Genomic DNA, 12223 nt, shown 5'->3' on the forward strand with positions numbered 1-12223 from the left:
TGCGGCAATAAAGGCTTGGTCAATTTCCATACTAAATGGCATAAATTTATATAGTAATGAGAAAATACCTAATACTATTATTACATCATGAAATACAGCCACGACTGCACCAGTTGAGAATTGCCATCTTTTAAAACGAAACAAGATATATAAGAATACAACAACTAAAGACCCTAGGACAGCCCAGAATGATTCTTTCTTGATATCATCTGCAATCGTTGGACTTACTTTACTTGATAACACTTTCCCTACACCATTAGTTGCTTCAGAGAATTCTGTATACGATATATCTGCTGGTAAATAAGATTTTAATCCGTCAAATAACATGGTTTGGATTTCTTCATCTGCCTCAGCTGAATTTTCATTTACTTTATATTTTGTTGAAATCTTTAACTGATTTGCAGCACCTATCGTTTTTACTTCAGCACTTCCGAAGACAGCATTTAAATCTTTAGCTACATCTTCAGAACTTACAGCTTTATCAAAACGAACTTGGTATGTTCTACCTCCAACAAAATCAATACCTTGATCTAATTTGTTAGTAAATAACGATACTAAGCTCACCAAGATTAAAATGCCCGAAATTACATATGCTACTTTACGCTTAGCAATAAATTTGATATTCATATTCTTGAATAAACCTTTAGTTATAGATGTTGAGAAATCTAGCTGTTTTCCTTTATTTACATACCAATCTACTAATAGACGTGTAATAAATATTGCAGTAAATAAGGATGTTACAATACCAATAAGTAATGTTGTTGCAAAACCTTTAATTGGTCCAGTACCAAACACAAACAGTATTAATGCTGTTAAACCTGTAGTAATGTTTGCATCTAATATTGAAGATAATGCATTTGCGAAACCATCTTTAACAGCTTCTTTCATTGCCTTACCTTTTCCTAACTCTTCACGAATACGCTCGAAAATAAGTACGTTCGCATCAACCGACATACCAATCGTTAATACAATACCTGCTAAACCAGGAAGTGTTAATACAGCTCCTAAACCTGAAAGCACACCAAATATTAGTAAGATATTTAATAATAAGGCTATATCAGCAAAGATACCTGCTTTACCATAATACAATACCATCCAGATTAACACTAAAGTTAGTGCAATTAAAAATGACTTCGTACCACTCTCGATTGCCTCTTTTCCTAATGATGGTCCAACCTGATCTGCTTGAACAATGTCTGCTGATGCTGGTAATTTACCTGCTCTTAATACATTTGCTAAATCGATTGCTTCATTTACTGTAAAGTTTCCTGAAATTTCAGTGTTTCCTCCAGAAATTGCTCCGTTAGAAGCTGTTGGTGCAGAATACACGATATCATCTAATACAATCGCTATCTGAGATTTATTAGTAAATGCTCTTCCAGTAATTTCTTCCCATTTCTTTGCTCCTTTAGCATTCATCTGCATTGTTACAGACGGTTTATTAGTATTGCTATAAGACTGACGTGCATCTGTAATTACAGCACCACTTAATTCTGGTTCATTTTCTCTATTTCCTTTTAAAGTATATAAATCTACATACTCTATACCAGTCTCTTCGTCAACTGTTGGTAAACCAAAAGCGAACTTTAAGTTTCTAGCGTCAGCTGGAAGGTTAGCACGCACTTGAGGCATATCTAAGTAGGACTGAAATTTGTCTTTATCTTCTAATTTAATTCCAATCATTCCGCCAGAACGTGGAGGTCCAACTAAATCAAATAATGGATTTACTTGATTAACAGCCGTAGAATCTGTAGAAGTTTCACCTAATAAATCTTCAACTGTACTATCTTCTGTTGTAGTAGAATCTTGAGCTTCAACAGCCTCAACTTTTTCTTCAACACCTAATACTTTTTTAAGTGTCTCATTCGACGCTGCAAAGAAATTTCCAAGTCCTTGCCCATTATCGACATCCCAGAATTGTAATTGTGCAGTTGTTGTAATTAACTCAGTAGCACGTTTTACATCTTTAACACCAGGAAGTTCAACTAATACACGACCTGTATTTCCTAGACGTTGAATGTTTGGAGACGTTACACCAAACTGGTCAATACGTTTACGTAATACTTCAAAAGCAGAAACGATAGACTCGTCAACTTTTTGTTCGATTTCTTTTTTCACCTCATCATCAGTCATATTGATGTTAATCACATCATCTAAACTTCTATTAGCAAAGATATCTGGTGATGCTAATTTTTGGTCACCTTTAATGGCATCCCAAGCATCATAAAATGATTCTAGGTAAGATTCTTGAGCATCTTTTTGAATTTCTTCAGCATCTGCTAAAGCTTTATTAAAAGCTGGATCTTTACTATTGTTTGCAAGACCTTTTAAAATGTCTTTTACAGAAATCTCTAAAATCACGTTCAATCCACCTTTAAGGTCAAGACCAAGATTCATTGATTTTTCTTTAACTTCTTTAAATGTGAAACTTGATACTCCTATATCAAATACGTCTTGACTTGAAATAGAATCTAAATAGCGAACCTCAGCTTCGTTGATTGCTTCACTATCAGTAAATTTACTTTCGGCATAGGTTTTTGCCTCTTTTTCAACTTGGTTAGCTTTGAATGTAAATGATAATTGATAAATACTTACCAATCCAAATAACAGAGCAAAAAGCTTAACTAATCCTTTGTTTTGCATTTCTTTAATGTTTTTGTGTCAAATATTTCCGTTTTTTCGGAAGCGCAAATATATACTTTACACCTAATTTGACAATTAATTTTTGGGTTTATTGTAATGTTTTGAATGCTTTTCGATGACTTTCGAAAAAGCAATCTTTAAAATGTAATTTGAAGTTCAATGGGAAAACTTAGCGTTTAGCTAGTATAACTCATCCCTTGAGAGACAGGTCCTGCGCGAACCTCTGGGATTTTGTGAGAAATATGATCTATCGTAATTCCAATATGATTATGGAATTTATAAGCAAGATTAATTTTTAATTCAAAAACAGTATAATCAGTACGCTTTGAATTAGCGTAAGGATTTGTGTTTGAAAGTCGGTCATTATCCGATTTATGCTCTATACCGAGTTTTCCTGATAAATGAAAAGCATCATCATAACCATTTTGGATTTCATAAACATCTAAGTTGTATGCAATTCCACCCTTGTCTGAAGGTAACTCAAAAGGAATATCTCTTTCAAGCGTTATAGAGCCTTCATTTGATAACAATTTTTTGATACTAGTGACATCTGTATCACTGAAATAAGTGATTTTCAGAAAACCATCTTGATAGTCTGTAACATTAATATCATGTACACCAATAGTTTGCAACTGTTGTTTAACAGCAGCGATAGCATGTTGTGCTTCGTCATTTGTAACTGTTGTATTAGAAAACTGTAATACAATTTCCTGATTAGGAGTTTGGTTTTGCTCTTGAGAAGCAACACCTCCTAATAAGGCAATAATGATAACTAAAGCACTGATGTACCATTTTTTATTCATGCGCCAAATATATAAAAAATAAAGAAAGTAAGTTTTCTATTCATCGACTATAGCTAAAGAGTTAACAAATTTTAGTTTTGGTATTCTTTGACGTGAACTTAAAATTAATGCTAAATCTTGTGCTTCGTTTACGGTAAAGTTACCAGAAATCTCAGTATTACCTCCAAGAATAGCTCCATTAGAAGCAGTTGGAGCTGAATACACAATATCATTTAAAGTGACTGCTATTTGTGATCTTTCTTGAAATGCTATTTGTGTCATACGTTCCCAACGTTGAGCTCCAATTTCATTCATTTGCATAGAAACTGTAGGACGACCAGTACTAGAATAGTTTTGACGTGCATCGGTAATATGTGTTTCATTCAAGAATGCATTTCCACTAGGAGGTAATTTAACCAAATATAAATCTGCTTTACCATTGTAAGCGTTTCCAAATAAGAATTTTGATTTTCTAATATCATGCGGAAGAAGCTCTAAAACTTCTTTTCTTTTAAGCATGTCTTTAATTTTTTCAGCATCTTTAATATCAACACTCAATAAACCTCCACTAACTGGTGGGCTAAATTTATCTAGGATATTACTAGAAAGCTCGTTTCTTTCCTGCATCATTTCAGATAAAGACGAAAAAAATGAATAATCTAATTGTTCTACTTTAATACATTCCCAAAATTCTAACTTTCCAGGATTAGTTACAATTGCATTTACAACATTTAGCTTAAAATCTGTACTAAGAATTATTTCTATTTGCTGCTTATCGTTAAGCTTAACATCATAGTTTGAAGCAAATTTATCAATTCTTCTTTTTAATACTTCAACTGTAGATTGCTTTTTGCTTACTGATATATTATCATCATTTTCAAACTCATAAATTATGTTGTACTCGTGTTTAGGTGCAATATTTCCGCAAGAAAAAAGAATTCCTAAAAAAAATAGTATTAATACATTTTTCATCATAATATTAAATGTTATTAATAGAAACTAAAAACGGAATCGGAACACTCTAAGGTATTTCGACTCCGTTTAATAAATATAAATTTTAAGTGTAAAACTATAGGTCTAATAAACCGTTAGTTTTCTTAACGCCTTCAGCACTTTCTATCATGTGCGCTTTTTCAGCATCACTTAAAGGGACGTCAACGATTTTTTCAATACCATTTCTTCCGAGGATTACTGGGACACCAATACATAAATCGCTAAGACCATATTCGCCATCTAATAAGGTAGAACATGGGAACATTTTTTTCTGATCACAAGCAATTGCTTGCACTAATCCAGATACTGCAGCTCCTGGTGCATACCAAGCAGAGGTTCCTAACAATTTAGTTAATGTCGCTCCACCAACTTTGGTATCTTCTTTAACTTGATTTAAACGTTCTTCTGAAATAAACTCAGACACATTGATACTATTTCTAGTTGCATGAGATGTTAAAGGCACCATACCTTTATCACTATGACCTCCAATAACCATTCCGTCTATATCAGAAATAGGAGCCTCTAGAGCTTCAGCTAATCTGTATTTGAAACGTGCAGAATCAAGTGCACCACCCATTCCAATAATTTTATGCTTTGGTAAATCTGTAGTTTTATGTACTAAGTAAGTCATTGTATCCATTGGATTACTTACTACTATAAGAATTGTATTTGGAGAATGCTCAACTAAGCTTGCTGATACAGATTTTACAATTCCAGCATTGATACCAATCAATTCTTCACGTGTCATTCCTGGTTTTCTTGGAATACCAGAGGTAATCACACAGATGTCACTATTAGCTGTTTTAGAATAATCGCTTGTACTTCCTGTGATTTTTGTATCAAAACCATTCAAAGAAGCACATTGCATTAAGTCCATTGCTTTACCTTCTGCATAACCTTCTTTGATATCTAAGATGACAACTTCCGAAGCAAAGTTTTTAATAGCAATATATTCTGCACAACTTGCACCAACTGCTCCTGCTCCAACTACTGTTACTTTCATGTTTTATAAGTTTTTATATGTTAAAATTGTGTTGTTGTTTGAGTGTGCAAAATTACAAAATATTAGACGCTTTATAAAGAAAGTATGAAGATAATTCGCCCAAATAAAAAACAGCCATATAAATATACATGGCTGTTTTCTTTAAATCAATTTGAGAAATTTGAATTAAGCATCAATATTCGCATAAATCGCATTCTTTTCAATAAACTCTCTACGTGGTGGCACTTCATCACCCATTAACATAGAGAAGATACGATCAGCTTCAGCACCATTATCTATTTGCACTAAACGCATTGTTCTAAACTCAGGATTCATTGTTGTATCCCAAAGTTGTTCAGCATTCATCTCACCAAGACCTTTATAACGTTGTATTTTAGAACTTTCACCAAATTCGGTAACAATTTCATCACGTTCTTTATCAGACCAAGCATATTGCTTTTTAGCTCCTTTTTTAACTAAATATAAAGGAGGCGTTGCAATATAAATATGTCCGTTTTCAACTAATTCTTTCATATATCTAAAGAAGAATGTTAAAATTAAAGTCGCAATGTGACTACCATCAATATCGGCATCACACATAATAACTACTTTATGGTAACGTAATTTTGAAAGGTTTAATGCTCTAGGATCTTCTTCTGTTCCTATTGTAACGCCAAGTGCTGTAAAAATGTTTTTAATTTCTTCATTTTCAAACACTTTGTGCTGCATTGCTTTTTCAACATTCAATATTTTTCCACGAAGCGGAAGAATCGCTTGAAACGCTCTGTCACGACCTTGTTTTGCCGTTCCACCTGCCGAATCTCCCTCGACAAGGAATACTTCACATTTTGCAGGATCTTGTTCAGAACAATCGCTTAATTTACCAGGCAAGCCACCAATGCTCATCACAGTTTTACGCTGAACCATATCACGTGCTTTTTGAGCAGCATGACGTGCTTGAGCAGCAAGAATGACTTTTTGCACGATTGTTTTTGCATCGTCCGGATTTTCTTCAAGATAATCTGTTAACATCTCTGACACTGCTTGGCTTACAGATGCAGACACTTCTCTGTTACCTAGTTTTGTTTTCGTTTGCCCTTCAAATTGAGGCTCTTGAACTTTTACAGAAATAATAGCCGTTAATCCTTCTCGGAAATCATCGCCAGCGATATCAAACTTCAATTTATCTAACATTCCAGAAGCATCAGCATACTTTTTAAGTGTATGCGTTAAACCTCTTCTGAAGCCAGATAAATGTGTTCCACCTTCATGCGTATTAATGTTATTTACATACGAATGTAAATTTTCAGCGTATGATGTATTATATATCATAGCAACCTCAACAGGAACACCATTTTTCTCACCTTCAAAAGCAATGACATCTTTCATTAAAGGTTCTCTTGTTGCATCAAGAAATTGTATAAATTCTTTAAGACCTTCAGTTGAATGGAATGTTTCACCTTCAAACTCACCATCTTCTTTTTTATGTCTTTTATCTATTAAATGAACAGTAATGCCTTTATTTAGGTAAGCTAACTCACGTAAACGACTAGCCAAAGTATCATAATTATACTCTAATGTTTGTGTAAAGATGGTTGAATCTGGTTTGAATGTAACAGTTGTACCACGTCTATCAGTATCACCTGTTTGCTTAACTGGATACATTGCTTTTCCACGTTCATACTCTTGTTCGTAGACTTTTCCTTCTCTATAAACAGTTGCTTTAAGATGTTGAGAAAGTGCATTAACACAACTCACACCAACACCATGCAAACCACCAGATACTTTATAAGAATCTTTATCGAATTTACCACCTGCACCGATTTTAGTCATTACAACTTCAAGAGCTGAAACGCCTTCTTTTCTGTGAAGACCAACGGGAATACCACGACCATCATCTTCAGTAGTGATGGAATTGTCTTCATTTATTATTACCGTAATATTATCACAATGTCCAGCTAAAGCTTCATCTATAGAGTTATCTACAACCTCATATACCAAATGGTGCAAACCACGAGTACCAACATCTCCAATATACATCGATGGACGCATACGAACATGCTCCATTCCTTCTAATGCTTGAATACTATCAGCTGAATAATTATGCTTATTAAACTCTTCTTTTTTATCGCTCATAAATTTTGATTTATTTTGAATTATTTGTAGCACAAAAAAAGATGCTTTTGAGCATCCTTTTGAACACAAACAAAGATACGAAATTAAGACGCTTTTTAAAAGCTTTTTATGGATTGAATACAATAATTATCAACATTTGTTAATTACTCAAAAGTGCCTTAAAACGTCTAAAAAGTAGCTCAAATTAAATTTTAATCGATTTTAACATCTTTGCAAAATAGCAAAAAATACAAAATCCCACAGACGTGAGATTTTGTACTTAAATTAATCAATATAAAGTCGATTTTTAAACCTTATCATAAGCTTTATCATGAACTTTAGCAACAGCTCTTCCTGATGGATCATTCATGTTTTTAAACGCTTCATCCCAGTCTAAAGCAATTTGTGTACTGCAGGCAACACTTGCTTCTTGAGGCACACATAAAGCTGCAGCATCACTTGGGAAATGTTCAGTAAAAATCGAACGGTAATAAAACTCCTCTTTATTTGTAGGTGTTTGCAAAGGAAATTTATATTTAGCATTTGCTAATTGCTCATCACTAACCTCGGTTTCTACAACTTCTTTCAAGGTATCAATCCAACTGTATCCAACACCATCACTAAATTGCTCTTTTTGTCTCCAAGCTACACTTTCAGGAAGCATATCTTCAAAGGCTTTTCTCAACACCCATTTCTCCATTCGTTGTCCATTAATCATTTTATCTTGTGGATTAATTCGCATCGCAACATCCATAAATTCTTTATCTAAAAAAGGCACACGTCCTTCAATTCCCCAAGCTGCTAAACTTTTATTTGCTCGTAAACAATCATACATATGAAGTTTACTTAGTTTTCTCACAGTCTCTTCATGAAACTCTTTTGCATTTGGTGCTTTATGAAAATACAAATAGCCACCAAATAATTCATCTGCACCTTCACCAGACAACACCATTTTAATTCCCATAGATTTTATTACACGAGCCATCAAGTACATTGGAGTGCTGGCTCTAATTGTAGTTATATCATAAGTTTCAAGATTATAAATTACATCTTTGATAGCATCTAAACCTTCTTGAATTGTAAATTTTATTTCATGATGAACTGTGCCAATATGATCTGCCACCTTCCGTGCAGCTGCTAGGTCAGGAGACCCTTCGAGTCCTACTGAAAAACTATGTAATTGTGGCCACCAAGCCTGTTCTTTATCGTCTGCTTCTACTCGACGCTCTGCATATTTTTTTGCAATGGCTGATGTAATTGAAGAATCTAGTCCACCAGATAGTAATACACCATAAGGCACATCACTCATCAATTGCCTGTGTACTGAATCTTCCAATGCTTGACGCACTTCTTTAATTTCAGTTTGGTTTTCTTTTACTGCCTTATAATCTTCCCAATCACGTTTATACCATTGTACAAACTTTCCATCACTACTAGACATATAGTGACCAGGAGGAAATAATTCAATTTTGGTACAAACACCTTCTAATGCTTTTAGTTCTGAAGCTACATAGAAAGTTCCATGTTGATCCCAACCAATATATAATGGAATTATTCCCATATGGTCGCGAGCTATAAAATAGTCGTCTTTTTCTACATCGTAAATAGCAAAACCGAAAATACCATTTAATTCATCTACAAAATCCACTCCTTTTTCTTGATACAAAGCTAAAATTACTTCACAGTCACTTTCAGTTTGGAATTGATACGATGGAAACTGACTTCTTAATTCACGATGGTTATATATTTCACCATTAGCTGCCAAAACAAGTTTCTTATCGTCACTTAATAGCGGTTGCTTCCCAGAAGCAGGATCAACTATAGCGAGTCGTTCATGAGCCATAATCGCTTTATCATCACTATATATTCCACTCCAATCTGGTCCGCGATGACGAATTCGCTTTGCCATCTCTAACAATTGAGGTCTTAATTCTTCTGATTTCTGTTTTATATCAAATGCACATACAATTCCACACATAATCTAATTCTTTATTTATGATTTTATATTACAAATATGACATTAAAGTTTATTAATTAAAACCTAATAATTAATTTTGATTATACATAATAACAAAAAACTAGTTTTTAAATAAAAACTGAAACTTATGATTCTAAAAACATATTTGTAACTTTACAATCTGAAACCTTTAATTACATATGAAGCTATTCCAACTCCTCGTTTTTTTCTTAAGTATTAACCTTTATGCTCAAGCGACATGGCAAGCCGCTCCAAATATATTTTCTAATCCTAATGGACAACGCTTTGATGATGTTTTCTTTCTAGATGAAAACACAGGCTGGGCTGCTAACGGTTTTTATGCAAGAATCTACAAAACCACTGATGGAGGATTAACTTGGACAGAACAACTCAATGAAACAAATATTCCTGGTAACTACTACTTTAGAAATATTGAATTTTTAAATGAAAACATTGGGTTTATAGGAACATTAAATGGTACATTTTTCAGAACTATAGATGGAGGTTCAAATTGGACAGAAGTCACAAACATATCACCTAATCCTAATGCCATTTGTGGTATCAATGCTGTTGGTACTTCTACAGTGTATGCTTGTGGTGCTTATTTTAACCCAGCTCATATTATTAAATCAACAGATAGTGGTGCGAATTGGACTTATATCGACATGTCTAGTTATGCAAATGCACTAGTAGAAGTTTTGTTTTTAGATGAAGATATAGGGTTTGCAGCTGGAAGAGATGCCAATGGAGGACTTATTTTAAAAACTACTGATGGTGGTGTTAACTGGATTGAAATTTATAACTCCAACGTAAGTGGAGAATACGTTTGGAAACTACAAATACTAGATAGTGATAGTGATATCATGTTTGGCGCAATTTCTTCAGTAGCTCCTAATAATGGAAAACTAATTAAATCAACAAATGCTGGTGATAATTGGACTGAATTTAATTCTGTCGAAACAGATATTCAAGCTGTAGGTTTTATTACAGAAAATCATGGTTGGATGGGAGGTCACACAACAGGCTTTCATGAAACTTTAGATGGCGGACAAACATGGACCAATCTTAATGTTGGTAATAATTTAAATCGAATTTTTGTTATTAACTCTAATACTGTGTATGCCTCAGGCACTACCGTTTACAAATACACCGAAGACACATTAAGTACTGAAGATTTATCAGAAGGAGATTATAAGCACTTAGATATTAAAATATTAGCAAATCCTGTATTAACAAATTTAGAGTTTAGCATTAATTTTGAAAGTGATGATAATCTATTGATCGAACTATATGATATTAACGGTAAGTTTATCAAACAATTATCTAGAGATATAGTATTACAACCAATTCTAAAGACTTATAAATTTAATGTTACTAACTTAGTATCTGGAACATATTTTATTAATTTTCACAATAATTCCGGACGCTCTTCATTAAAATTCATAAAGAAATAAACATTTGGTGTAAACTGTAAGTAATATTCACGACCATTTAATAAATTAATAACTATAGTAACAGATTATGAAAAAAACAACACTTATCTCAACATTTACATTAGCATTTTTAATGCTTTTTACTATTGACGCAAATGCACAAAAATTTCCAGGTTTAGATAAAAGTCCGATGGATGCTGCCTCATATCCTTCTAATTATAAAAACTCTGATAAACTCATCAAAATCATTTACAGTAGACCTCAACTTAAAGACCGTAAATTAGAAAAACTAGCTCCACTAGATGAAGTTTGGAGAACAGGTGCTAATGAAGGCCCTGAACTTACTTTATATAAACCATTATATTTTGGAAACACAAAAATAGAAGCTGGGGCTTATACATTTTACCTTATTCCAGGAGAAGGTGAATGGACAGCTGTTATTAGTAAAGACTTGAATGTTTGGGGAAGCTATTTTTATGACAAATCAAACGATGTCGCAAGATTATCAGTCAAACCTAGTCAAGCTGATGATAAAATTGAATCCTTCTCAATTGTTTTTGAAGAAGATGCTGATTTTGTTGTTATGCATATTGGATGGGAACATACTAGATTAAACATTCCTTTTTATCAGAAATTTTAAAAACTAATTAAAAAAAGCGCTGTTAATACAGCGCTTTTTATTTAAGGAATATTTAAATATTTATGAGTTTGTAGAGAGACTTTCCATTTAGGATTAGCCATCACATAATCTACTATTTGCGGTACAACTTTGTCTCGCTTACTCCATTCAGGTTGGAGATATAGAATACAATCTTTATTTACTTTTGAAGCTTGTTCTTCTGCAAAACGAAAATCGTCCTTATTATAAATAATGCACTTTAATTCATGTGCTTTTTCATAAACTTCTTCGGTTGGTAATTTCATTTTTTTTGGAGACAAACAAATCCAATCCCATTGTCCAGTGAGTTTATAAGCACCAGAGGTTTCAATATGCGTTTGAACACCTTTAGCTTTAAGTTGCTTGGTCAATGGTCCCATATCCCAAGTTAAGGGTTCACCTCCAGTAACAACAATTGTATTACTATACTTTACAGCATTTTCTACGATTTTTTCAGTTTTAGTTGGTGGATGTAATTCAGCTAACCAACTCTCTTTAACATCACACCAATGACAACCAACATCACAACCACCAATTCTAACGAAATAGGCTGCAGTTCCTTTGTGGTAGCCTTCACCTTGAATGGTATAAAATTCTTCCATTAATGGTAAAAGCAATCCTGTATCAATGAGTTCTTGT

General features: G+C 33.4%; 9 protein-coding genes. 2 read left to right on the forward strand and 7 right to left on the reverse strand.

Going from position 1 to position 12223, the window contains the following annotated elements:
- The 6 genes from secDF to asnB form a co-directional block, all read right to left on the reverse strand.
- Positions 1 to 2643, reverse strand: a 2643-nt coding sequence (gene secDF / locus AB8B90_RS00175; protein WP_405332339.1) for a protein translocase subunit SecDF, incomplete at its 3' end; no start/stop codon positions are given.
- Positions 2644 to 2819: 176 nt separating this feature from the next.
- Entirely contained in the window at positions 2820 to 3446 is a 627-nt protein-coding gene (locus AB8B90_RS00180; RefSeq protein ID WP_405332342.1) for a hypothetical protein, read from the reverse strand.
- Positions 3447 to 3482: 36 nt separating this feature from the next.
- Positions 3483 to 4400, reverse strand: coding sequence for a SecDF P1 head subdomain-containing protein (locus AB8B90_RS00185; protein WP_405332345.1), 918 nt, complete (start codon positions 4398 to 4400; stop codon positions 3483 to 3485).
- Between the two features lie 94 nt (positions 4401 to 4494).
- Positions 4495 to 5421, reverse strand: a complete 927-nt coding sequence (locus AB8B90_RS00190) for a malate dehydrogenase (protein WP_405332348.1) — start codon at positions 5419 to 5421, stop codon at positions 4495 to 4497.
- A 165-nt stretch (positions 5422 to 5586) separates the two neighbouring features.
- The gene (gene gyrB, locus AB8B90_RS00195) at positions 5587 to 7536 is read right to left on the reverse strand and encodes a DNA topoisomerase (ATP-hydrolyzing) subunit B (RefSeq protein ID WP_405332350.1); all 1950 of its coding nucleotides are present in this window, start codon (positions 7534 to 7536) and stop codon (positions 5587 to 5589) included.
- Positions 7537 to 7822: 286 nt separating this feature from the next.
- Positions 7823 to 9493, reverse strand: coding sequence for an asparagine synthase B (gene asnB, locus AB8B90_RS00200; RefSeq protein ID WP_405332353.1), 1671 nt, complete (start codon positions 9491 to 9493; stop codon positions 7823 to 7825).
- A 179-nt stretch (positions 9494 to 9672) separates the two neighbouring features.
- Here asnB and AB8B90_RS00205 point away from each other — a divergent pair, with 179 nt between their 5' ends.
- Both AB8B90_RS00205 and AB8B90_RS00210 read left to right on the forward strand, forming a co-directional pair.
- Complete coding sequence (locus AB8B90_RS00205; RefSeq protein WP_405332355.1) at positions 9673 to 10947, forward strand: YCF48-related protein; 1275 nt, start codon at positions 9673 to 9675, stop codon at positions 10945 to 10947.
- Between the two features lie 67 nt (positions 10948 to 11014).
- Complete coding sequence (locus tag AB8B90_RS00210; RefSeq protein WP_405332357.1) at positions 11015 to 11566, forward strand: DUF2911 domain-containing protein; 552 nt, start codon at positions 11015 to 11017, stop codon at positions 11564 to 11566.
- A gap of 41 nt (positions 11567 to 11607) precedes the next feature.
- Here the strand turns inward: AB8B90_RS00210 and AB8B90_RS00215 are convergent.
- The coding region (locus AB8B90_RS00215) for a 7-carboxy-7-deazaguanine synthase QueE (RefSeq protein WP_405332360.1) at positions 11608 to 12223 on the reverse strand (616 nt) is incomplete at its 5' end.

The organism is Psychroserpens sp. (assembly GCF_045105015.1).
GTDB lineage: Bacteria > Bacteroidota > Bacteroidia > Flavobacteriales > Flavobacteriaceae > Psychroserpens.

What these genes read in the sequence shown, in the direction of transcription:
- AB8B90_RS00190 (WP_405332348.1), bottom strand. Translation starts at nt 5,421, where the DNA reads ATGAAAGTAACAGTAGTTGGAGCAGGAGCAGTTGGTGCAAGTTGTGCA.
- asnB (WP_405332353.1), bottom strand. Translation starts at nt 9,493, where the DNA reads ATGTGTGGAATTGTATGTGCATTTGATATAAAACAGAAATCAGAAGAA.
- AB8B90_RS00185 (WP_405332345.1), bottom strand. Translation starts at nt 4,400, where the DNA reads ATGATGAAAAATGTATTAATACTATTTTTTTTAGGAATTCTTTTTTCT.
- gyrB (WP_405332350.1), bottom strand. Translation starts at nt 7,536, where the DNA reads ATGAGCGATAAAAAAGAAGAGTTTAATAAGCATAATTATTCAGCTGAT.
- AB8B90_RS00205 (WP_405332355.1), top strand. Translation starts at nt 9,673, where the DNA reads ATGAAGCTATTCCAACTCCTCGTTTTTTTCTTAAGTATTAACCTTTAT.
- AB8B90_RS00180 (WP_405332342.1), bottom strand. Translation starts at nt 3,446, where the DNA reads ATGAATAAAAAATGGTACATCAGTGCTTTAGTTATCATTATTGCCTTA.
- AB8B90_RS00210 (WP_405332357.1), top strand. Translation starts at nt 11,015, where the DNA reads ATGAAAAAAACAACACTTATCTCAACATTTACATTAGCATTTTTAATG.